This window comes from Microbispora rosea (assembly GCF_044460045.1).
Taxonomy (GTDB): Bacteria; Actinomycetota; Actinomycetes; order Streptosporangiales; family Streptosporangiaceae; genus Microbispora; species Microbispora rosea.
In genome coordinates this window covers 894084-915152 of the sequence record NZ_JBITJO010000004.1, presented here as the reverse complement: position 1 = coordinate 915152, position 21069 = coordinate 894084, and the positions used below count along the sequence as shown (strand labels likewise).

Genomic DNA, 21069 nt, shown 5'->3' with positions numbered 1-21069 from the left:
GCACGACCGGCTCGCCGTCCGGTGCGGGCAACCGGTCCGGAGGTCGGGTTTCGGTCACGGGTTCTCCTCGGAGGGACGGGCGAGGACGGCCTCGCAGTGGTCGAGCCAGCGCTGCTCGGCCTCGGCATGGAAGATCATCGAGTCGACGACCAGGCGCTGGGCGGCCTCGGTGGACGCGTCGAGGGTCCGCAGGGCACGGGTGAGCTCCTGCAGACTCCGCATGGTCGCGGAGCGCTGGGCCCGGATGACCGCCGCGACGTCCACGCCGGGCGTGGTGACCGCCATCGCGAGCTTGATGACGAGCTCGTCTCGGGGCCGGTCGGCCCGGGAGACGGGTTTGGCGAACCACCGGTCGAGCTCGTCGCGGCCTTCGGAGGTGATGGCGTAGCGGACCCGGCCCTGCTCGTCCTGACCGTCCTGACCGCCCTGGTCGTCGCGGGACACCAGGCCGTCGCGTTCGAGGCGGGACAGCGTCGTGTAGACCTGCCCGATGTTCAGGGGCCAGGTCGTCGCCGTGGACGCCTCGAACTCGGCCCTGAGCTGGTAGCCGTAGCGCGGGCCCCGGCTCAGCAGGGCGAGCAGGCCGTGTCGTACCGACATGGATACTCAGTATGCATACTGAGTATGCTCCTGGCTATCGCTTCAGGATGCTGGAGTAGGCGACCACGTCCGCTGTGGGGGCGTCCCTCACGCACCCCTGACGGGCGGGTTGAACCGGGAGTGTTCCTCGAACGCCCAGCGCAGCGGGCTCGCGCCGCCGACCTGGAGCACGCGCTCGACGTCGAACTCCACGAGCCGCTGGGCTCCCGGCACCTCGCGAGGGTCCCAGTCGACCCGCGCCCTGCCGGTCAGGTGCAGCGCGTCCCCGGTGGCCCAGTCGAGGAAGAGCAGGCCGGCGGCGGGGTTCAGCTCCAGGTTGCCGAGGGTCATGTACATGAGGTTGCCCGCGTAGTCGGGCCAGACGAGCCGCCCGGCGTCCACCACCTCGACGAATCCCGGGTTGCCGCCCCGGTGCGAGACGTCCGAGCCGAGCCCGGGCGCGTGCGTCGCGACGAAGAAGGTGTCGGCGGCCTTGATCCACTCCCGCTGGGCCTCCGAGAGGCGGTCCCCGGACGACGACGTCCGCTCACGGGGCTCCAGGTCCTCGGCGATCGTCCGCTTCTGCAGATATTTGGGGCAGTTGGAGTAGACCTGCTCGGTCCGTACGACCAGGTGGTCGCCGTCCCGCCGGGCCCGGCCGTTGACCCGCATCCGCCGGCGGGTCCACGGCTCGAGGGCAAGCATGCCGATGTCGTGCTCGTCGTCGAACACTCCCGCGAGCGGCGCGCCGGGCACCGCGTCCACGAGGATCGTGCGGTCGCCGGCCGGGGCGACGAAGCCCGCCCGGCCGGTGAGCGGCGCGGACCACACGCGGCCCTCACGGTCCTCCGCGCCGATCACGATCATGCGCTGGGCTTCCAGGAACCGTGCGGCGGCCTCCGGTATCTCGGCCCGTACGCGGGCCGATCCGTGCTCCGCCAGCCGGACGCCCGCGCGGCGCTGAACCGCGATCTCTCCCGTGTGCCGCATCTCTAGAAGAATCCGCAGGTCGGAACGTCGGACCTGGGAGCGGGGCGGTCGTCGGCGCCGCTCGGCGCGTAGATCTCCAGCCGGATCCCGTCAGGGTCCTCGAAGAACAGACCGCCAGATGAGCCGCCCTCGCGGTGCGGGACGATGCCGCCGTGGTGGATCGTCGCCCCGGTCTCCCGGACGACGGCCTCCGCCCCGCGTACGGCGTCGATGTCCGGCACCTGGAAGGACAGGTGGTGCAGCCCCGGCAGGCCGGGGGCGAACGTGCCCTCGCTCTGCTGCCACAGCGTCAGCACCAGGGTGCCGTCCTGGGCGAGGAACGCGTAGCGGTGCGCCTCGTCGGCCGACTCGCCGGCGAGATCGAAGCCGAAAATCTTCCGGTAGAAGCCGACCGACCTGTCGAGATCCGAGACGTTCAGTCCGACGTGCCCCGTGGTGAAGCTCATAGCCGCCCCCTCGTCGCAAATTCTAACGGACTGCCCCGTTAGAAGATGGAGAAAAGGCTAACGGACTTCTCCGTTGAAGTCCATTAGAAAGTGGGCCGCTCGCGCCGGGAGAGCGGCAGAAGTGACCATGGAGACGGCGCGAGCGCGACCGGTGGGATTCGGGCGGCCGTTCGATCGGGAGGGCGAACGCCCCGGGGTTCAGGCGTTCTTGTGCTGGCGATAGTGCCGGGCCGCGCGTGCGCGGTTGCCGCAGGCCACCGAGCACCACTCCTGGCGCGGGTGCTCCCTGACGAAATACAGCACACACCGGGGCGCGGGGCAGGCGCGGAGCTGCTCCCGGTGCGGCCCGCCCAGCAGGTCGACGGCGGCGGACGCGAGGGTCGCCCGCAGGCGGGCGGAGTCGCCGGCGGCCAGGGCCGGCAGGGTCCGGGCGTGGGGCGCCTCGTCCTGCGGCCATTCGAGCCGGGGGGCGACGGGCACCGCCGCCGCGGTGGCGTTCACGAGATCGAGGGAGGGCTCGAAGGCCGGCAGCCGGGCCACGTCCGCGGCGCTCGCCGGCCCGGGGGACACGGCCCGGGCGAACAGCGCGCGGATCGCCTGCCGCAGCGCCACGACCTCCTCACGCATCTCGGCGGTGACGACGAACGCGGCGGGGTCGATGCCGAGCTCGGGCGCGTGGTCGCCGACCCAGGCGGTGAGGCCGCCGACATCCTCCAGCGCGTCCACCGGGCCGGACCGGTTCGCCCGGATGGTGCTCACGAATTCCAGGGCCAGCAGCGAGGACATCGGCTCAGTCTAACGCGGTCGGCCGGGTGTGCCCGTGAGATCGGGAGGCTGGAGGGGTGTCAGCGGCGGATGGCCTTGGCGAGGATGGCGACGAAGGCCGCGAAGCCCAGCCCGCCCACGAGGACGGGCGCCATGACGACGGCGTCGGGCTCGGGCCCGGTCAGATAGCGGATCCCCATGCCGATGAACAGCAGGCCGCACAGCAGGGACATCCAGTTCGTACGGTGCACCCGGCGCGGGCGCTCGGGCTGCGACTCAGGCACCACGGCGCACCTCCACGTCGCCGACCCCGGCCTTGACGTGCAGCTCGATCGTCGGCACGTCGCCCTCGACGGGCGCCTCGGGCTCGAGGACGCGGTCGAAGCGCACGTCGCTGCCGTCCTCGACCTTGTGGTCGATCCTCACCTCGCCCAGCTTGGCGGAGCCGTGCACCTCCACGCGGGCGGTCGTCGGCACGATCACCGTGAGCTGTCCGATCGACACCGAGGCGTCGAATCTGACCCGGACGCCCGGTTTGATCGTCACGTCGCTCAGGTCGAGCTTGCCCTCGCCGATGCCCAGTTCGTAGGCGCCGGGCGACTGGACAGTGCCGACGGGGTGCCAGACGAAGCTGCCGACCTTGCGGGGGATGCCGTTCACCGTCGAGCTTCCCACCAGCACGAGGGCCACGATCGTCCCCGCGGCGATCAGCGCGGCGCCCCGGCCGAACCAGGCCGCGACCAGCAGGCCCGCCCCTATCGTGACGAGGACCGCCCCGCCGACGACCGGCAGGCCGACCGAGCCGGAGCCGGTCCGCTGCATGGTGACCATGATCCCTCCAACGATCAGGGCGAGGCAGATGGTGAGGCCGCCGACGAACGACCTGGGCCGCTTGGGCCTCGCCGGCCTCGGGGGTGGCGGCACGGGCGGGGCATAGGGGCTCGGCGGGGGATAGGGCGCCCCGTAGGGCTGGTGCGGCTGTTCCCGCCTCGTATAGGGGCCGTGGGGAGCGAAGGGCTCTCCGGCTCCGTAGCCGTGCCCTCCGGCGCCGTGTCCCCGCGTTCCGTGTCCCGGCGTTCCATGTCCCCGCGCGCCGTGCCGGTCGTCCCTGGCGCCGCTGCCCCCGTACGCGCCCTCCCGCGCCTCGCGGGCCAGGTCGGACAGCCGCCGGTAGCCGTCGCCGGCCGGAGGCGCGGAGACGGAGGGCCCCGGCGCTCCAGGAGCCCAGCCGGCCGGCGTCCCGGGCGCGTCCGGTCCCAGGGGGGTGGGGCCCGCGGCGTTCGGGCCCAGGACGTTCGAGCCGGGGGCGTTCGGGTCGGGGGCGTTCGGATCCGGGCTGTACGGCGTGCCGGGAGCGGGCTCCGCGGCCAGCCGGGCGACGGACTCGAAGGGCCGGGTCGGCGGGTCGCCGCCGGGCCGCCCCGCCGGTGCCGCCGGGTCCCCGGAGAAGGCCTCCTGGACGAGCGTGTCGTCCACGGCCTTCGGGGGCGCCGCCGGGTCCGGGACGATCGTGTCGTGGACCGCGGTGTCGTCCGCTGCCGCCGCCCGGATCTTCGTGTCGTGGGCCGCGGTGTCGTCCGCCGCGCTCTCCGTAGCTGTGTCGGCGCGCGTGGAGGCCTCCGCGGCGGGGGCCGCGGTGTCCGCGGCCGGGCCGTTGTCCGCCGTCCTCGCCGTCTCCGCCGGGTCCGCAGCGGGCGGCTGTGCCTGAGCCTGCGGCGCCGGTGTCTCCCGCAGCGGTGTCTCCGTCATCGGCGCTCCCGCCTCGTACGGCTCCCGCGCGGGCGGCGAAGTGAACGGCGCGAACGGCGCGAAGTTCGGGGTGGCCCGGGTCATGCCGCGCCGTCCGGTCGCCCGCTCGGGCATCGACTTGGCCATCGTCAGCAGGTCGACGCCGCGCGCGTGGGCCGCCATCAGCACGATGGCCAGCAGCGTGCCGACCACGATCGTGCCGCGGTTGATCCCTCCGGACGCGACGTTGATGATCAGGCCGAACGCGAAGACCGCGGCCAGCAGCGCGAGCACGGTCTCGGCGTCGAACAGCCGCCGGGTCCACTGCTCCAGATGGCCGGGGCCGCCGCCCGGCTGGCGCATCAACAGGAACGCCGCGACGTACAGCAGGACGCCGATGCCGGAGGCGAGGACGAGCACGGCGAAGCCGACCCGGAAGAGCACGGGGTCCATGCCGGTGAACCTGCCGAGGCCCGCGCAGACGCCCGTGATCATGCGCCCGTCCCTGGAGCGGCTCAGCACCTTCTCGGGCTCGGGCGCGCCGGCGGAGTCGGGAGTGGGTGTCGGTGGTGCCTCGGTCATGGTCCCATCCTGGCCTCGCGCGCCATATCCCTGCCATCGGGGGAACCCCTGACTCGTCCCCGACCCCTCAGGGGTGGTGTCAGGGCATGCCCTGATGCGCTCATGCTTTGCGACGTGTGACGATGCTTTCCGAGATGTCTGAGATGCCTAACGCCCCCGCGGCGTATCCCCGGATGGTCCGGCCCGCCACGGGCCGGGTGGTCGCGGGCGTCGCCCAGGGTGCCGCCGCCCAGCTGCGGCTCGACCCCGTCGTGCTGCGCCTCGCGTTCGTGCTGCTCACCGTCGTCGACGGACTGGGTGTCGTGGCGTACGCCGCACTGTGGATGTTCACCCCCAAGGAGGAGGTGAAGGGCCGCGAGCCGGCCCGTGAGTGGGGCCAGCTCGCCTCGTACGGCGTGCTGTGGCTGGTGCTGGCGGGCTTCGCGTGGATGACGGGCGCCTCCAGCGGAGGGTTCGGCACGTGGCCGATCGCGGTCGGCGGCATCGGCGCGCTGATCCTGTGGCAGCAGGCCGACCCGGGACGGCGGCAACGGTGGATGTCGGGCGCGGTCAAGCAGGTCAGCACGACCTGGGTGCGCACCGGCATAGGGGCGCTGCTCGTCGTCGTGGGCGCGATCGGCTTCCTGGCCGCGAGCGGCGAGCTGGCCAAGGCGAGGACCGGGCTCGTGTTCACCGCGGTCGTCGTCGGCGGCATGCTGATGATCGCCGCGCCCTGGCTGGCCACGCTCGTGAAGGAGCTGCAGCGGGAGCGCACCGAGCGCATCAGGCAGGAGGAGCGGGCCGAGGTGGCCGCTCACGTCCACGACTCGGTGCTGCACACGCTGACCCTGATCCAGCGCAACGCCCACGACGCGCGGGAGGTCGCCCGGCTCGCCCGGTCGCAGGAGCGGGAGCTGCGCAACTGGCTCTACCAGCCCAAGCAGGACGCCGACGCCAGCCTCGCGGCGGCCGTACGGCGGGTCGCGGCCGAGGAGGAGGACGCCCACGGGGTGCAGATCGAGGTGGTCTGCGTGGGCGACTGCGAGCTGAACGAGGGCCTGGTGGCCCTGCTGCACGCCGCCCGGCAGGCGATGGTCAACGCGTGCAAATACAGTGGGGCTCCGGTCGTCTCCGTCTATGCCGAGGTCGAGCCCGACGAGGTGACGGTGTTCGTCCGGGACCGGGGCAAGGGCTTCGTGCTCGACGACGTCCCCGGTGACCGGATGGGCATCCGCCAGTCGATCATCGGCAGGATGGAGCGCAACGGGGGAAGCGCCCGGGTCAGGACCGAGCCGGGCGACGGAACCGAGGTCATGCTGACCATGAAGAGGGAGCAATGAAGACCGTACGCGTGCTGATCGTCGACGACCACCGGCTGTTCCGGTCCGGCGTACGGGCCGAGCTCGGACCGTCGATCCAGGTGATCGGCGAGGCCGAGGACGTGGAGTCGGCGGTGACGGCGATCGGCGAGCTGCAGCCCGACGTGGTGCTGCTCGACGTGCACATGCCGGGCGGCGGCGGCCAGGAGGTGCTGCGGCGCGTGCTCGGCTCCGGCTCCCAGGTGCGCTTCCTCGCGCTGTCGGTGTCGGACGCGGCCGAGGACGTGATCGGGGTCATCCGGGGCGGCGCCCGCGGCTACGTGACCAAGACGATCAGCGGCGCGGAGCTGACCGACGCGATCATCCGGGTGTCCGAGGGCGACGCGGTCTTCTCCCCGCGGCTGGCCGGGTTCGTCCTCGACGCGTTCGCCTCGACGGAGGCCCCGCCCATCGACCCGGAGCTCGACTCGCTCACCCAGCGGGAGCGCGAGGTGCTGCGGCTGATCGCCCGGGGCTACGCCTACAAGGAGATCGCCAAGGAGCTGTTCATCTCGGTGAAGACCGTCGAGACGCACGTGTCGAGCGTGCTGCGCAAGCTGCAGCTGTCCAACCGGCACGAGCTGTCGCGCTGGGCCACCGCCAGACGGCTGGTCTGACCCCGTCTGCGCATCCGTCTGGGCGGATCCGTCTGGTGCGATCGCCCCTCGGCATGCGACGCTCGGTGAATGGGCCGTGACGTACCCTCCGTCTCCTTCAGCCGGGAGGACCGCCGTCGCTACCGGGACAAGGTGAAACTGTCGCTGGACGTCCTGGCCGAGATGCTGCGGGAGTCGCGGTTCGGGTTCGACCGGCCCCAGACGGGCCTGGAGATCGAGCTGAACCTCGTCGACTCCCGGGGCGAGCCGGCGATGAAGAACGCCGAGGTGCTGGCCGCCATCGCGGAGCCCGACTGGGCGACGGAGCTGGGCCAGTTCAACGTCGAGATCAACATCCCGCCCCAGGTGCTGTCCGGCGAGGGCGGCCGCCTGCTGGAGGAGTCCATACGGCTGCGCCTCAACCGGGCGCAGGAGCGGGCGGCGCGCGTCGGCGGGCAGCTCATGCTGGTCGGAATCCTGCCGACGCTGCGCGAGAGCGACGTCCACGAGGGGACGCTGTCGGCCAACCCCCGCTACAAGCTGCTGAACGAGCAGATCTTCGCCGCCAGGGGCGAGGACCTGCACCTCGTGATCGAGGGGGTGGACCGGCTCGACACCTACGCCGACAGCATCACCCCCGAGGCGGCGTGCACGAGCGTGCAGCTCCACCTGCAGGTCAGCCCGGAGACGTTCGCCGACCACTGGAACGCGGCCCAGGTCATCGCCGGTCCGCAGGTCGCGGTCGCGGCCAACTCGCCGTTCCTGTTCGGCAAGGAGCTGTGGCGCGAGACCAGGATCAGCCTGTTCGAGCAGGCCACCGACACCCGGCCCGAGGAGCTGAAGACGCAGGGCGTGCGGCCGCGCGTCTGGTTCGGCGAGCGGTGGATCACGTCGGTCTTCGACCTGTTCGAGGAGAACGTCCGCTACTTCCCCGCGCTGCTTCCCCTGTGCGACGAGGAGGACCCGAGGCGGGTGCTCAACGAGGGCGGGGTGCCCGAGCTCCACGAGCTGCGTCTGCACAACGGCACCGTTTATCGATGGAACCGGCCCGTCTACGACGTGTCCGACGGGGTCCCCCACCTGCGCGTGGAGAACCGCGTGCTGCCCGCCGGGCCGACGGTGGCCGACATCGCCGCCAACGCCGCGTTCTACTACGGGCTGATGCGGGTGCTCCCGGCGGCCGAGCGGCCCGTGTGGACGCGCATGTCCTTCGCCGCCGCCGAGGACAACCTCCGCAACGCCGCGCGGTACGGCCTCGACGCCCGCCTCTACTGGCCGGGCCTGGGGGAGGTGCCCGCCTCCGAGCTGATCCTGCGCAGGCTGCTGCCCATGGCCTACCACGGGCTCGACCTGTGGGAGGTCGACCCGGTCCAGCGCGACCGCCTGCTCGGCATCATCGAGCGGCGCTGCGTGACCGGCCGTACGGGGGCGGATTGGCAGGTCAGGACGGCCCGCGCGTTCGGCGGCGACCATGAGGCGCTGCGCCGCATGACCCTGCGCTATCTGGAGCACATGCACACCAACGAGCCCGTTCACACCTGGGGCATGTGAATTCCCCCATTTCGGCAGCAGTGCAAATTGTTGCCGCCTAAATGGGTATTCATATGGAAATGACTCGCCGAACACTCGCCGTGCTTCTGCTCTTGGCGGCGGTCCTCGTCGCCTCCTGCGGCACGCTCACCGGCTCCCCGCCCGACCGGGCACAGCCGGGGGACGCGGCGTCCCGGGGAACGCCGTGCGAGGGCACCGGCGACGACTTCCCCGGCGACGTCAAACTCGCCCGGTGCCTCACCGAATGGTTCTGGTCGCAACGCTTCCAGGAGAGCGGCGGGGCCTATCGCCCGATCACCCGATTCGTGGCCTATCGGGGCGCCGACGGTCCCGACTGCGGCGGACAGGCGGCGGTGCCGGAAAACGCCTTTTATTGCCCGTACGGCCATTTCATCGCCTACGACGCGGTCTGGCTAAAGGCGATGTACGACCAGATGGGCGATGGGGCGGTCTACGTCGTGATCCCGCACGAGCTGGGCCACGCCGTGCAGGCCCAGCTCGTCGAGGACTTCGGCTTCAACGTGCAGCGGGAGCTCCAGGCCGACTGCTACGCGGGCGCCGCGCTGAGCGGTCTCATCCGGGTGGGCGCGCTGAACGCGGAGCAGGGGGACGAGGAGGAACTGCTCACGAACCTCCAGGCGGCGGGCGACCCCACCGACGTCTGGTGGGCTCCGGACGCCCACGGCACTCCACAGCAGCGCCAGGGGCATTTCGCCCACGGTTACACCGAGGGGGTGGGAACCTGCTGAGGCGGTGCTCGGCGGGGGCCTCGCACGTCCCGGCGATGGGAACATGGCCGGCGTGACGACGAACCGGACGAGGCGGGCGGGGGCGCTGGGCGGCACTCTCGGCGTGCTCATGGCCGCGAACGTGCTCAACAACCGGGTCGCGCGGCGGTGGGCGCCTGTGACCTCGGCGGTTGCGACCGGCGCTCTGGTGCTGGTCGCCCGCAGGGAGGGGATCACCTGGCGGGAGCTGGGCTTCCGTCGCGCCCGCGCCGGGGCCCTGACCGGAGGCGCGCTCGCGGCCGGCGTCGCGGCCGTCTACGCGGCGGGCGTCGCCCATCCTCGCACCCGCGTGCTCTTCCACGACGAGCGCGCGCTCGCGCTGTCGCGCCGCCGGGTGCTGGAGGAGGCCCTGGTCCAGGTGCCCTTCGGGACCGTGCTGCTGGAGGAGGTGGGCTTCCGCGGCGTGCTGCCCGCCCTGCTCGGCCGCTCGCTCCCGCCGCGTGCGGCCGTCGCCGCCTCGGCCGCGCTGTTCGGGCTGTGGCACGTGTTGCCCGCCATGGACATGGCCGGGGCCAACCCCGCCCTCGGCCGGCTGACCGCGGGGGAGACCCCGGCCGAGGCAGGCGACCCGGTCGAGCCGGGACGGCCCGTACAGGCAGGACGCGCGCAGGCCGGACGCGGCGTGCAGACAGGAGGGCCAGTGCAGGACGGACGGCCCGAGGCTGGACGGCCGGCGGAGACGGGACGGCTGGTGGCGGGGACGGTGGCGTCCACCGCGGTCGCCGGGCTCGCGTTCCACGCCCTGCGTCACCGCGCCGGGCTGCTCGCGCCCGCGCTGCTCCACCTGGCGACCAACTCCCTCGGCTACGCCGCCGCCCGTGTGGGCCGCCGCCTGGATCAGCCCTCGCGGGGGTCGGCCAGGCCGGTCCGGTAGGCGTACGCGACCGCCTGGGCGCGGTCGCGCACCCGGACCTTCGCGAAGAGGTTGTTGATGTGCGTCTTGACCGTGGCCTCGCCGATGAACAGGGCGGCGGCGATCTCGGCGTTCGACAGGCCGCGCGCGATGAGCCGCAGGACCTCCGCCTCGCGCGGAGTCAGCCCGTCGGGCGGTATGCCGGCGCTTCCCGCAGTCCCGGTGCTTCCTGCTCTTCCGGTGCTTCCCGCTGTTCCGGCGTCTGGCTGCGTCCCGGCCCCGGGCGTCCGGCCCGCTCGCCGTGCCTCGCGGGCGTGGCGCGATGAGAACCGTGACCGGTGAGCCGGCGCGGCGGCCGGGGCGGGCGTCTCGGCGGGCGGCGCGGTGCCGACGCCGCCGCCCGTGCCGGTGACGGTGTTCAGAAGGCGGCGCTGCACGCCGGGGTCGAGCTGCGCGTCGCCGTTCATCACCGTGGTCACGGCGCGGGCGATCTCCTCGGCGTCGGCGCTCTTGGTGAGGAAGCCGCGCGCGCCGGCGCGCAGCGCGGCGAAGACCGACTCGTCGTCGGTGTAGGTCGTGAGCACGACGACCTGGGTGTCCGGGAATCCGGCGCGGATCCGCCGGGTCGCCTCGACCCCGTCCATGCGGGGCATGCGCAGGTCCATCAGCACCACATCGGGCCGTTCGTCCGCGACCAGGCGGAGCGCGGTCTCGCCGTCGGACGCCGACCCCACCACCTCGATGCCCGGCAGCAGGCCGAGCAGCAGGACGAGCCCGTCGCGCACCACGGCCTGGTCGTCCACCACGAGCACGCGGGCGGTCATGCCGGCACCCGCAGCCGGACCAGGAAACCGTCCTCGGTCTCGCCGGCCTCCAGGGTGCCGCCCAGGAGTTCGGCGCGTTCGCGCATGCCCACGAGTCCGTATCCTCCTCCTGGCGTCCCCGGCGCGTCACTCGGGGGGTTGACGACCTCCAGCTCGCACGTCCGGTCGCCGAAGCTCAGCCGTACGGTGGCGGGGGAGCCCGGAGCGTGCCGCCGCACGTTGGTGACGGCCTCCTGGGCGGTGCGGATCATCGCCAGCTCGGTCTCGGGCGGCAGCCGGCGTTCGTGACCGGAGACGACGACGGCGCACTCCCTGCCGGTCGCGTCGCGGAACTCCCCGGCGAGCGCGTCCAGCGCGGCGGGCAGCGGCTGGGCGTCGTCGCGGAGCGCGGCGACGGCCCTGCGCGCCTCGTCGAGGCCCTGCTTGGCCAGCTCACGGGCGCGTTCGACCCGGTCGAGGGCCTCCTGGGACCGGTCGGCGCGCAGCAGCAGCCGGGCGCCCTCCAGATGCACGATCTGCGCCGACAGGGAGTGCGCGAGGATGTCGTGGATCTCCCTGGCGATCCGGGCGCGCTCGGCCAGCACGGCCTCGCCCGCCTGGGCGGCGGTGGCGGCCCTGCGCTGCCTGATGGCGAAGGCGACCGCGAAGACCACGCAGATCGAGACGCACAGGCTGAGGTCGCGCTGCTGCGCTTCGGGGGTCAACGGCGGCGGCAGCAGTCCCGCGACGCTCGATCCCAGACCCGCGAGCGCCAGCAGCAGGAGCGGCAGCGACCATCTCAGCGGATGCCGTACGGCGGCGGCCCCGACGGCGAACATGAGCACGGCGACGGCCGGGCCGCTGTCCGAGACCATGTCGAGGGCGATGGCCGCCACGATGGTGAGCCCGACGAGGACGGCCTCCGCCGGCCCGTCGTTCCAGCGTCCCGGCAGGATCGGCCGCAGCCGGATGACGACCATGAGGGACAGCGTCACGGCGATCGCGGCGGTCAGCGCGGTGATGGCGAGCCGGTCGCCGGTCAGGCCGAACCCCGGCGGGCCGGTCGCCTGCCCGCCGACCAGCAGGGCGATCACAGCCAGCCGCAGAAACGCGCCGGCGATCGCGTTCCTGCGGCTGGACTCCGGGCCGGCCTGGACATGTCCGTCACGACTGGGCACATCCCGACGTTAGCGGGCCGTCTGGATGCCCGATGCGGGGCCGATGGGCAGGGCGTTCGCCCGCCGGGCGACGACGAGGAACTGCACACCGAGGGTCACCCCGACGAACAGGAGCACGGAGCTCTGCGACGAGGCGAGGCCGAGGAAGGAGGTCAGGGCCATCATCGCGACCCGGACCGCGATGGAGCCCACCCAGGCGATGAGGGTCGGGACGCCGCCCTGCGACCACGCCACGCCGTGCTGGTCACGCCACACGCGCGTCGTCATGGCCCGCAGCACGCCGAGACCGGCGGCCACGAGGAGTTCCGCGACGAGCACCGCGATGCTCAGCGACGCGTGGCCGGCGTCGACGAGCCCGCCGCCGCTGAGACCGGCCAGGACCATCACGGCGGCGATGATCAACGCCACAGGCCTGGCGACGGGCCTCGGCCTCATCTGCCGGTAGATCACGAAGGCGACGACGACGAGGGCGAGGGCGACGATCTGTGTGGTTTCCATGCGCTCGACGGTAGGAATATCGGGCGCGCACCGGATCGGCGCGAGGGTGGAAAACCGGGGTGGAGATCAGGCGATCTCCACCCGGGGGTGGAGGACCCGGTCCGCCCGGCTCAGGCGGTGATCACGAGCTGGAACGCCTCCGCGTACGAGCCCTCGGGGAGGCCCGCGGCGGCGGCGTGACCGGAGAGCATGCCCCTGATCATGCCGTCCAGATCGGGGATGTGCGAGGTCTGGCTCTCGTGCGCGCGCAGCGCGGCGATCTTGCGGTCCACGGTGGAGGTGACGTCGACGTAGTGGTCGGGGGTCATGCCGCCGGTGAGCCACACCTCGCGGACGGTCCAGGCCTCCAGGCCCTCGTCGGCGAGCAGTTCGGGGAAGGCGTAGGGATTGCGGGCGTCGGGGTAGACGGCGTCGAGGGTGGCGCCGCCGACCGCGCGGTGGTCGGGGTGGCTCGGGCTGATCCGCGTGTAGTTGCGCTCAGGGGTCGAGGTGATGACCAGGTCCGGCTGCACCTGGCGGATCACCCGGGCGATGTCCCGCCGCAGGCCGAGCGTCTGCTCGACCGCGCCGTCCTGGTAGCCGAGGAAGCGCAGGTCGCTCACGCCCACGCACTTGGCGGCGGCCGTCTGCTCGGCCCGGCGCAGCGCGGCCATGCCGCCGTTGTCCACCGCACGGTCGAACCCGCCCGCGTCGCCGTCCGTGACCAGGCAGTACGTCACCTCGGCTCCCGCCTCGGTCAGCCGGGCGACCGTGCCCGCCGCGCCGAAGTCGATGTCGTCGGGGTGTGCGACGACCACCAGCACCTTCTTGATATCCGCCTCGTCCAGCACGAGCAGCCTCCTCATGGTCCGGCACATCACCTTAAACGTGACTTGCCGGGCGAGTGGGCTCCGGATGTCGGTGCGCGGCCATAACCTAAGGAGAGTGTCCACCCGAGCCGCCACTCATCCGTTGCTCGACGGCCTCAACCCGCAGCAGCGGGACGCCGTCACCCACCAGGGCAGCCCGCTGCTGATCGTCGCCGGGGCCGGCTCCGGAAAGACCAGGGTGCTGACGCACCGCATCGCCTACCTGCTGGCGGAGCGCGGCGTCCAGCCGGGGGAGATCCTCGCGATCACCTTCACCAACAAGGCAGCCCGCGAGATGAAGGAGCGGGTCGACAAGCTCATCGGGCCGCGGTCGAGGGCCATGTGGGTCATGACGTTCCACAGCGCCTGCGTGCGGATCCTGCGGCGCGAGGCGAAGCGGCTGGGCTTCTCCTCCAGCTTCTCGATCTACGACCAGGCCGACTCGCAGCGGCTCATGGCGATGGTGTGCCGCGAGCTCGACCTCGACCCCAAGCGCTACCCGCCGCGGTCCTTCTCGGCCCAGGTCAGCAACTTCAAGAACGAGCTGATCGACTACGAGACGGCGGCCGACCGGGCCTCGACCCATCTGGAGCGGACCCTCGCCGAGGCGTACCGCACCTACCAGCGGCGGCTCACCGAGGCCGGCGCGATGGACTTCGACGACCTGATCATGCTGACGGTCACGCTGCTCCAGCTCTTCCCGGACGTGGCCGAGCACTACCGGCGGCGGTTCCGGCACGTGATGGTCGACGAGTATCAGGACACCAACCACGCGCAGTACACGCTGATCCGCGAGCTGGTCGGGCGGCCCGAGGTGCGCACCGCCGACGGCGACGTGGTGCGGGAGGGCGTCGAGCCCTCCGAGCTGGTGGTCGTCGGCGACGCCGACCAGTCGATCTACGCCTTCCGTGGCGCGACGATCCGCAACATCCTGGAGTTCGAGCGCGACTATCCGGACGCGCGGACGATCCTGCTGGAGCAGAACTACCGCTCCACCCAGACGATCCTGAACGCCGCCAACTCGGTCATCTCCCGCAACGAGGGCCGCAAGCCCAAGAACCTGTGGTCCGACCAGGGGGCGGGTCCGAAGATCATCGGTTATGCGGCCGACAACGAGCACGACGAGGCCATGTTCGTCGCGCAGGAGGTCGACCGGCTCAGCGACGACCACGGCGTCACCCCCGGCGACGTGGCGATCTTCTACCGCACGAACGCCGCCTCCCGCGTGTTCGAGGAGATCTTCATCCGCACCGGCCTGCCGTACAAGGTCGTGGGCGGGGTGCGGTTCTACGAGCGCAAGGAGGTCAAGGACCTGCTCGCCTACCTGCGGGTCCTGGCCAACCCCAACGACACGGTGTCGCTGCGGCGCATCCTCAACGTGCCCAAGCGCGGCATCGGCGATCGTGCCGAGGCGATGGTCGAGGCGTTCGCCAACCGGGAGCGCATCGCCTTCTGGGACGCGCTGCGCCGGGCCGACGAGGCGCCGGGGGTGGCCACCCGCTCGCTGAACGCGATCCGCGACTTCGTCGCGATGCTCGACGAGCTGCGCGCCAAGGAGCTTCCACTGCCGGACCTGGCGGAGGAGGTGCTGAGCGTCACCGGCTACCGGACGGAGCTGGAGACCTCGGGCGACCCGCAGGACGAGAGCCGGCTGGAGAACCTCAACGAGCTGATCGCGGTGGCCGCCGAGTTCGAGGAGGCCAATCCGGAGGGCACGCTCGTCGACTTCCTCGAGCAGGTCTCGCTGGTCGCCGACGCCGACCAGATCCCGGGAGGGTCTGGCGGGGTCGTCCCCCCGGGGGAGCGCGCCCCGGACGGGGGCGACCACGGCGGGGTGGTCACGCTGATGACCCTGCACACCGCGAAGGGCCTGGAGTTCCCCGTGGTGTTCCTCACCGGCATGGAGGACGGCGTCTTCCCGCACATGCGCTCGCTGAGCGACCCGAAGGAGCTGGAGGAGGAGCGCAGGCTGGCGTACGTCGGCATCACCCGGGCGATGGAACGGCTCTACCTGTCCAGGTCGGCGGTCCGCTCGGCGTGGGGCGCGCCGTCGTTCAACCCCGCCTCGCGCTTCCTGTCCGAGGTGCCGGGCGACCTGATCGAGTGGCGCGGCGATCCGGGCAAGACCGCCTGGTCCGCCGCGACCTCGCGCCCGGCCGCCCGTACGGCTCCCGCGCAGAAGACCGGCGGCCGGCAGATCCCGAACCTGTCGCCGGGCGACCGGGTCACCCACGACACGTTCGGGCTCGGCACCGTGGTGGCGGTGGACGGTCAGGCCGAGAAGACGCGCGTGAAGATCGACTTCGGCAGCGAGGGCGAGAAGACCCTGCTGCTCGCCTACGCCCCCATCGACAAGCTCTGATCGACGAGCTCTGAGCCCCGCCCCCCGGTGCCATGCCCCGGGGGGCGGAGGTGGCGGGAAACGCGGCCAGGCCGCAGCCCGCGCGTTGGAGAGCAGGTAAGAGCCCAGGTCACGGGCGTTTCCGTTGTCTTGCGACCGCCGCGGGACCGGTCGCATACTGGCGTGGAGCGATGTCACACGCGCGCGGGGTGGGCGGTGTCACTCGCGCGCGGGGAGGCCTGGCGCGCATGCGCCATGGCCACGTACGAACGCCGCTTCGTCGCCGTGTGATCGTGACGGGGCATTCTCGGAGCGCGTGGAGGCTTTTCCGGGCCCGGGCAAGACCCGCGAAGCGGGGGCGATCAGCGGCCAACTCGGCGGGATCACCGTGGGCGACGCAGCCGGCGATTGCATTCGGCTTATTTCACGTCATCGGACCGCATGCCAGGTGGACGACCCGCAGCGCCGCATTCTCGGCTGCCTGACCAGGGAGCGCCGCATGAACACGTCATCTCACCGTCGTCGTACGGATCACCGGCGAGTAGCGGCGCTGTGCATCCTGCTCGCGACCTGCCTGGCGTTGGCGCTACAGGCCTGCGACTCCCCGCAGCAGCGGGCCAGGCCCCACGCCACCTGGAGCAGGAGCGGTCTGGTCGACGGGCAGGTCGGCCAGGTGCGGCTGCTGCACGTCCATATCCTCGCCCCGCCCATGAACGAGCAGAAGGCCGGCGACGACCTGGGGCTGTACCTGACCCTGGTCAACAACAGCGACAGACCGCAGACGCTCGACGGCGTCAGCACCGTCCACGCCGAGCGGGTCGTCTACCGGCAAGGGCCGTCCTCTCCGCAGCAGGCCGTCAACGTGACGATCCCCCCTCACGGGGCCGTCTCCCTCCAGCAAGGCCACGACCGCCCGCACCTGGAGCTCGTCGGCATCCACCGCCCGCTCGGCGCCACTCCCATCGACGTCACGTTCCGCTTCCCCACCGCGGGCACGATCACCCTGCGCATCCCCGTGCTCCCGCTGTCACGAGGGGCCGGATCGCCCACGCCCGCCCGCAGTTAGTGCGGCGGCCGGTCGGGTGGCCGGGCGGGCGTACGGGCGGCGCGCGCCCGGCCGGAACGAACGGAGCGGCCGGTCCCCGGGCGATGATCACCCAGGAGCCGGCCGCCGCTGTGCCACGCCGTGCGAGGGGCTCGGCCGCACGGTTCAGTGCCTGATCGGCCTCGCCCGGTTCAGTTGGGCAGGATTACGGTGCCCGACGTCTCCGGCACGTCGCCGTCGAGGTCGGACAGCTTGGCGACCTTGCTCTTCGGCGGCGCCTTGACCGTGACCTTCCTGCCCCAGCCGGCGAACGTGCTGTCGGTGGACAGGTTGAAGGTGAAGGACTCGCCCTCGGACTTCAGCTTCAGGTCGACGCTGGCCGAGGCGCGGCGGACGAGCTGGTCGGAGCCGATCCACAGCTTCCAGGACACCACGTTCTTGGCGGGGTTGGACCCAATGGCGGCCAGGCTGTCCTTGGCGCCCGGGTTGGCCTTCATGAGCTGGCCCAGCGTGATGGTGCCGCGATAGAGCGTGGTCTTCGCGCCGTTGACTCTGCCGCCGGGGCCCTTGGCCTTGGTGGTGGCGAGGACCGCCTTGAGGTTGTGCCAGTCGAGGGGGTTCAGCGGGCTCGCCGAGGAGTTCGGCCGCAGCCCGGGGAGCCGCAGCCAGGTCTTGCCCTCGGGGAGCAGGCTCGTGTAGACCCCGCCCGAGAAGTAGCCGGTCGAGCCGATGACGATCATGCGGAGAGGCTTCTCCGCGTCCTTCAGGTCGTCGTCCTCGTCCTTCAGCAGCTCGCTGTATTTGGACTTCTGGGTGCTGTCCGAGGCGACGACGCCGGACCGGCCGAAGGCGTAGCCGCCGTTCGAGGTGTATTTGATGGCCGTGACGCCTGCCAGGCTCAGCGTGCCAGTGGAGACGAACCGTACGCCGTGGCCGGCGACGAACTGCTTGCGCAGTGCCGCCACGGGGTCGGCGGCGGGGGCCTGGGCCCGAGTAGAGGTCTGAGCCTGCGCGGGGGCGGCGACGGCGGGCGCCACGAGCGCGGCCGTCGCGGCGCACGCCAGCGCCAAGAATGCTCGTTTCACAGTGATTCCTCCCGTAGGTGCCCTCATGATCAGGAGGGCAGCCCGGAAATCATTGCGACTCATGATCACGGGAGTGTCACGAAAATCAGCATCTCCTGTGAGTTTTCAATTTGTGATGCGGTATGCGGCCGACTGCCATTCCGCGGTAAAAGGCCGGACGCGTTCCCCCCGAACTCGCACGCGGATGACCCCTCAGGAGATGAAGACGGGAACGGCCGATGGGCGGCTGACGTATGGGGGCGTTCCGGGGCCGTGCCCCGGGCGGCGGTTACGCTTCGGGCAGCGAGCACCATCTGCGGGAGGTCTTCATGGCAGGCAGGATTCGGGTCGTCGTCGCGAAGCCGGGGCTCGACGGGCACGATCGCGGAGTCAAGGTGGTGGCGCGGGCGCTGCGCGACGCGGGCATGGAGGTCATCTACACGGGGCTGCACCAGACGCCCGAGCAGATCGTCCGTACGGCGATCCAGGAGGACGCGGCGGCGATCGGGCTGTCCATCCTGTCCGGCGCCCACATGACGCTGTTCGCCCGGCTCTTCGAGGTCCTGCGGGAAGAGGGCGCCGAGGACATCGTCGTGTTCGGCGGGGGCATCATTCCGGAGGCGGACATCCCCGAACTGGCGAAGATGGGAGTCGCCCGGATTTTCACGCCCGGCTCCACGACGCAGGAGATCGTGGAATGGGTGCGTTCGGCGGTTCCAGCCACCGTTTAGGCATTTTGCCCAACCCTGCCGTACTGCAGGGTTGTTGACAAGGCTCCGGTGGGACCCGACGACGCGGTCACGCTCGTACGGGGACTAGGCTTCATGCGCGGAAACGCCGGGCGGGACGACGGCGCCCGGCCTCGGACATCAAAAGGGACGGACCCTCGTGGACCTGTTCGAACATCAGGCGAAGGAGCTCTTCGCGGAGTACGGCATCCCGGTGCCGCGCGGAATCGTCGCGCACACACCGGAGGAGGCGCGGGCGGCTGCCGAGCAGCTCACCGGACGCGTTGTCGTCAAGGCCCAGGTCAAGACCGGCGGGCGCGGCAAGGCCGGCGGCGTGAAGGTGGCCGACGACGCCGCCGACGCGCACGCGAAGGCGACGCAGATCCTCGGCATGGACATCAAGGGCCACACGGTCCACAAGGTCCTGATCGAGGAGGCCAGCCAGATCGCGGAGGAGTACTACTTCTCCTTCCTCCTCGACCGCGCCAACCGCACCTTCCTCGCCATCTGCTCCGCCTCCGGCGGCATGGACATCGAGGAGGTCGCGCACACCGCGCCGGAGAAGGTGGCGAAGGTGCCGGTCAGCCCGCTGACGGGCGTCGACCGCGCCACGGCCCGCGAGATCGCGGTGGCGGGCGGCCTGCCGCAGCAGGCGCTGGACGGCGCCGCCGAGCTGATCGAGAAGCTCTGGGCGGTCTTCGTCGACGAGGACGCCTCGCTCGTCGAGGTCAACCCGATGATCCTGTCGGCCGACGGCCAGGTGAAGGCGCTCGACGGCAAGGTCACCCTCGACGAGAACGCGAACTTCCGCCAGGCGGAGCACGCCGCGTACGTCGACAAGGCCGCGGAGGACCCGCTGGAGGCCCGGGCCAAGGAGAAGCACCTCAACTACGTCAAGCTGGACGGCAACGTCGGCATCATCGGCAACGGCGCGGGTCTGGTCATGTCCACGCTCGACGTGGTGGCGTACGCGGGTGAGGAGTTCCCCGGCCAGCCCAAGCCGGCCAACTTCCTCGACATCGGCGGCGGCGCCTCGGCCGAGGTCATGGCGAACGGCCTGGAGATCATCCTGTCCGACCCGTCGGTGAAGTCGGTCTTCGTGAACGTCTTCGGCGGCATCACCGCCTGTGACGCGGTCGCCAACGGCATCGTCTCGGCCTTCCAGCTCCTGCAGAGCCGGGGCGAGGAAGTGACCCACCCGCTGGTCGTCCGCCTGGACGGCAACAACGCCGCCTTGGGGCGGCAGATCCTGGCCGACGCCGCGCTGCCGCGGGTCGAGCTGGTCGACACCATGGACGAAGCGGCCAAGCGCGCCGCCGAGCTCGCCGCGGTAGGTGCGTAATGGCTATCTGGCTCACCGAGAACAGCAAGATCATCGTTCAGGGCATGACCGGTGGTGAGGGCACCAAGCACACCCGCCGCATGCTCGCCGCCGGCGTCAAGGTCGTGGGCGGCGTGAACGCCCGCAAGGCCGGCATCACGCACGAGGGCCTGCCGGTCTTCGGCACGGTCAAGGAGGCCATGGAGCAGACGGGCGCCGACGTGTCCGTCGTCTTCGTGCCCCCGGCAGCCACCAAGGCCGCCGTCCGCGAGGCCATCGACGCCGAGATCCCGCTGTGCGTGGTCATCACCGAGGGCGTGCCGGTCCACGACACCACGGAGTTCTGGGCGTACGCCGTCTCCAAGGGCAACAAGACCCGCATCATCGGCCCGAACTGCCCCGGCATCGCCTCGCCCGGCGCCTCCAACGCGGGCATCATCCCGGCCGACATCACCACCAAGGGCCGCGTCGGCCTGGTGTCGAAGTCCGGCACGCTGACCTACCAGCTCATGTACGAGCTGCGTGACATCGGCTTCTCCACCTGCGTCGGCATCGGCGGCGACCCGGTCATCGGGACGACGCACATCGACGCTCTCCAGGCGTTCCAGGACGACCCGGAGACCGACGCGATCGTGATGATCGGCGAGATCGGCGGCGACGCCGAGGAGCGTGCCGCGGCCTACATCGACGAGCACGTGACCAAGCCGGTCGTCGCCTACGTGGCCGGGTTCACCGCGCCCGAGGGCAAGACCATGGGCCACGCCGGCGCGATCGTGTCCGGCTCCGCCGGCACCGCCCAGGCCAAGAAGGAGGCCTTGGAGAAGGTCGGCGTCCGCGTGGGCCGCACGCCCAGCGAGACCGCCCGCCTGATGCGCGACATCATGTCCGCGTGATCTTGTAGTTTGTCGCAGGCGGCCCTTTGGCCTGCGCCACCACCGTTGGTGATCATGCAGTCGCCGGGCGATCGGCGCTCCTGCCAGCGGTTTCGTCGTTCGTGACCTTGCACTTCTCGATGAAGTGCAAGGTCA

21 protein-coding genes are annotated in these 21069 nt (G+C 71.6%); 10 read left to right on the top strand and 11 right to left on the bottom strand.

Annotated elements, in window-relative coordinates:
* Positions 1 to 54 precede the first annotated feature (54 nt).
* The 6 genes from ACIBK1_RS21460 to ACIBK1_RS21435 all read right to left on the bottom strand — a co-directional run bounded on the left by ACIBK1_RS21460 (position 55) and on the right by ACIBK1_RS21435 (position 5090).
* Positions 55 to 600, bottom strand: coding sequence for a PadR family transcriptional regulator (locus ACIBK1_RS21460; protein WP_387069565.1), 546 nt, complete (start codon positions 598 to 600; stop codon positions 55 to 57).
* 87 nt (positions 601 to 687) lie between these two features.
* A complete protein-coding gene (locus tag ACIBK1_RS21455) occupies positions 688 to 1569 on the bottom strand; it encodes a pyridoxamine 5'-phosphate oxidase family protein (protein WP_396737158.1) in 882 nt (293 codons plus the stop codon).
* A gap of 2 nt (positions 1570 to 1571) precedes the next feature.
* A complete protein-coding gene (locus ACIBK1_RS21450; protein WP_396737155.1) occupies positions 1572 to 2015 on the bottom strand; it encodes a VOC family protein in 444 nt (147 codons plus the stop codon).
* A 198-nt stretch (positions 2016 to 2213) separates the two neighbouring features.
* Complete coding sequence (locus ACIBK1_RS21445) at positions 2214 to 2801, bottom strand: CGNR zinc finger domain-containing protein (protein WP_030508414.1); 588 nt, start codon at positions 2799 to 2801, stop codon at positions 2214 to 2216.
* Positions 2802 to 2860: 59 nt separating this feature from the next.
* On the bottom strand, positions 2861 to 3064 hold the full coding sequence (locus tag ACIBK1_RS21440; protein ID WP_143734057.1) for a hypothetical protein: 204 nt from the start codon (positions 3062 to 3064) through the stop codon (positions 2861 to 2863).
* Entirely contained in the window at positions 3057 to 5090 is a 2034-nt protein-coding gene (locus ACIBK1_RS21435; protein WP_036406750.1) for a PspC domain-containing protein, read from the bottom strand. The genes ACIBK1_RS21440 and ACIBK1_RS21435 overlap by 8 nt, the downstream gene beginning before the upstream one ends.
* Positions 5091 to 5233: 143 nt before the next feature.
* Here ACIBK1_RS21435 and ACIBK1_RS21430 point away from each other — a divergent pair, with 143 nt between their 5' ends.
* The 5 genes from ACIBK1_RS21430 (at position 5234) to ACIBK1_RS21410 (ending at position 10236) form a co-directional block, all read left to right on the top strand.
* A complete protein-coding gene (locus ACIBK1_RS21430; RefSeq protein WP_396737278.1) occupies positions 5234 to 6409 on the top strand; it encodes an ATP-binding protein in 1176 nt (391 codons plus the stop codon).
* On the top strand, positions 6406 to 7044 hold the full coding sequence (locus tag ACIBK1_RS21425; RefSeq protein WP_076432599.1) for a response regulator: 639 nt from the start codon (positions 6406 to 6408) through the stop codon (positions 7042 to 7044). The genes ACIBK1_RS21430 and ACIBK1_RS21425 overlap by 4 nt, the downstream gene beginning before the upstream one ends.
* A 69-nt stretch (positions 7045 to 7113) precedes the next feature.
* Positions 7114 to 8574 (top strand): glutamate--cysteine ligase, encoded by a 1461-nt coding sequence (locus ACIBK1_RS21420; protein ID WP_396737152.1) that lies wholly within the window; start codon positions 7114 to 7116, stop codon positions 8572 to 8574.
* Between the two features lie 59 nt (positions 8575 to 8633).
* On the top strand, positions 8634 to 9323 hold the full coding sequence (locus ACIBK1_RS21415) for a neutral zinc metallopeptidase (RefSeq protein ID WP_076432603.1): 690 nt from the start codon (positions 8634 to 8636) through the stop codon (positions 9321 to 9323).
* 52 nt (positions 9324 to 9375) lie between these two features.
* Positions 9376 to 10236 (top strand): CPBP family intramembrane glutamic endopeptidase, encoded by an 861-nt coding sequence (locus tag ACIBK1_RS21410; RefSeq protein WP_387069574.1) that lies wholly within the window; start codon positions 9376 to 9378, stop codon positions 10234 to 10236.
* On the opposite strand, the gene ACIBK1_RS21405 is transcribed toward ACIBK1_RS21410, so the two are convergent.
* The 4 genes from ACIBK1_RS21405 to ACIBK1_RS21390 all read right to left on the bottom strand — a co-directional run bounded on the left by ACIBK1_RS21405 (position 10200) and on the right by ACIBK1_RS21390 (position 13539).
* Positions 10200 to 11039, bottom strand: coding sequence for a response regulator (locus ACIBK1_RS21405; protein ID WP_387069576.1), 840 nt, complete (start codon positions 11037 to 11039; stop codon positions 10200 to 10202). The two genes, ACIBK1_RS21410 and ACIBK1_RS21405, sit on opposite strands and share 37 nt — an antisense overlap.
* The gene (locus ACIBK1_RS21400) at positions 11036 to 12196 is read right to left on the bottom strand and encodes a sensor histidine kinase (RefSeq protein ID WP_076432608.1); all 1161 of its coding nucleotides are present in this window, start codon (positions 12194 to 12196) and stop codon (positions 11036 to 11038) included. Before ACIBK1_RS21400 ends, ACIBK1_RS21405 begins: the two co-directional genes overlap by 4 nt.
* Positions 12197 to 12205: 9 nt before the next feature.
* Positions 12206 to 12694, bottom strand: coding sequence for a hypothetical protein (locus tag ACIBK1_RS21395; RefSeq protein ID WP_076432610.1), 489 nt, complete (start codon positions 12692 to 12694; stop codon positions 12206 to 12208).
* A 110-nt stretch (positions 12695 to 12804) separates the two neighbouring features.
* The gene (locus ACIBK1_RS21390) at positions 12805 to 13539 is read right to left on the bottom strand and encodes a PIG-L deacetylase family protein (protein WP_387069579.1); all 735 of its coding nucleotides are present in this window, start codon (positions 13537 to 13539) and stop codon (positions 12805 to 12807) included.
* A gap of 49 nt (positions 13540 to 13588) precedes the next feature.
* Between ACIBK1_RS21390 and pcrA the strand changes: the two genes are divergently transcribed.
* Together pcrA and ACIBK1_RS21380 are read left to right on the top strand one after the other, a co-directional pair.
* Positions 13589 to 15904, top strand: a complete 2316-nt coding sequence (pcrA, locus tag ACIBK1_RS21385; RefSeq protein WP_076432613.1) for a DNA helicase PcrA — start codon at positions 13589 to 13591, stop codon at positions 15902 to 15904.
* Positions 15905 to 16382: 478 nt separating this feature from the next.
* Positions 16383 to 16949 (top strand): copper chaperone PCu(A)C, encoded by a 567-nt coding sequence (locus ACIBK1_RS21380; protein ID WP_156080937.1) that lies wholly within the window; start codon positions 16383 to 16385, stop codon positions 16947 to 16949.
* A gap of 170 nt (positions 16950 to 17119) precedes the next feature.
* Here the strand turns inward: ACIBK1_RS21380 and ACIBK1_RS21375 are convergent, their stop codons facing one another.
* Positions 17120 to 18013 carry a hypothetical protein gene (locus ACIBK1_RS21375; protein ID WP_357312617.1) on the bottom strand — a complete coding sequence of 298 codons (894 nt, stop codon included), beginning with the start codon at positions 18011 to 18013 and terminating at the stop codon, positions 17120 to 17122.
* 308 nt (positions 18014 to 18321) lie between these two features.
* Between ACIBK1_RS21375 and ACIBK1_RS21370 the strand changes: the two genes are divergently transcribed.
* The 3 genes from ACIBK1_RS21370 to sucD all read left to right on the top strand — a co-directional run bounded on the left by ACIBK1_RS21370 (position 18322) and on the right by sucD (position 20934).
* Entirely contained in the window at positions 18322 to 18723 is a 402-nt protein-coding gene (locus tag ACIBK1_RS21370; RefSeq protein ID WP_076433118.1) for a cobalamin B12-binding domain-containing protein, read from the top strand.
* Positions 18724 to 18880: 157 nt separating this feature from the next.
* A complete protein-coding gene (sucC, locus tag ACIBK1_RS21365; RefSeq protein ID WP_030508429.1) occupies positions 18881 to 20062 on the top strand; it encodes an ADP-forming succinate--CoA ligase subunit beta in 1182 nt (393 codons plus the stop codon).
* On the top strand, positions 20062 to 20934 hold the full coding sequence (sucD, locus tag ACIBK1_RS21360; protein WP_030508430.1) for a succinate--CoA ligase subunit alpha: 873 nt from the start codon (positions 20062 to 20064) through the stop codon (positions 20932 to 20934). Before sucC ends, sucD begins: the two co-directional genes overlap by 1 nt.
* Positions 20935 to 21069 lie beyond the last annotated feature (135 nt).

Bases quoted from the DNA above. Each gene is read 5' to 3' on its own strand.
- ACIBK1_RS21460 (WP_387069565.1), bottom strand. From the start codon at position 600: ATGTCGGTACGACACGGCCTGCTCGCCCTGCTGAGCCGGGGCCCGCGC.
- ACIBK1_RS21455 (WP_396737158.1), bottom strand. From the start codon at position 1,569: ATGCGGCACACGGGAGAGATCGCGGTTCAGCGCCGCGCGGGCGTCCGG.
- ACIBK1_RS21450 (WP_396737155.1), bottom strand. From the start codon at position 2,015: ATGAGCTTCACCACGGGGCACGTCGGACTGAACGTCTCGGATCTCGAC.
- ACIBK1_RS21445 (WP_030508414.1), bottom strand. From the start codon at position 2,801: ATGTCCTCGCTGCTGGCCCTGGAATTCGTGAGCACCATCCGGGCGAAC.
- ACIBK1_RS21435 (WP_036406750.1), bottom strand. From the start codon at position 5,090: ATGACCGAGGCACCACCGACACCCACTCCCGACTCCGCCGGCGCGCCC.
- ACIBK1_RS21430 (WP_396737278.1), top strand. From the start codon at position 5,234: ATGCCTAACGCCCCCGCGGCGTATCCCCGGATGGTCCGGCCCGCCACG.
- ACIBK1_RS21425 (WP_076432599.1), top strand. From the start codon at position 6,406: ATGAAGACCGTACGCGTGCTGATCGTCGACGACCACCGGCTGTTCCGG.
- ACIBK1_RS21420 (WP_396737152.1), top strand. From the start codon at position 7,114: ATGGGCCGTGACGTACCCTCCGTCTCCTTCAGCCGGGAGGACCGCCGT.
- ACIBK1_RS21415 (WP_076432603.1), top strand. From the start codon at position 8,634: ATGACTCGCCGAACACTCGCCGTGCTTCTGCTCTTGGCGGCGGTCCTC.
- ACIBK1_RS21405 (WP_387069576.1), bottom strand. From the start codon at position 11,039: ATGACCGCCCGCGTGCTCGTGGTGGACGACCAGGCCGTGGTGCGCGAC.
- ACIBK1_RS21395 (WP_076432610.1), bottom strand. From the start codon at position 12,694: ATGGAAACCACACAGATCGTCGCCCTCGCCCTCGTCGTCGTCGCCTTC.
- ACIBK1_RS21390 (WP_387069579.1), bottom strand. From the start codon at position 13,539: ATGAGGAGGCTGCTCGTGCTGGACGAGGCGGATATCAAGAAGGTGCTG.
- pcrA (WP_076432613.1), top strand. From the start codon at position 13,589: ATGTCGGTGCGCGGCCATAACCTAAGGAGAGTGTCCACCCGAGCCGCC.
- ACIBK1_RS21380 (WP_156080937.1), top strand. From the start codon at position 16,383: ATGAACACGTCATCTCACCGTCGTCGTACGGATCACCGGCGAGTAGCG.
- ACIBK1_RS21370 (WP_076433118.1), top strand. From the start codon at position 18,322: ATGGCAGGCAGGATTCGGGTCGTCGTCGCGAAGCCGGGGCTCGACGGG.
- sucD (WP_030508430.1), top strand. From the start codon at position 20,062: ATGGCTATCTGGCTCACCGAGAACAGCAAGATCATCGTTCAGGGCATG.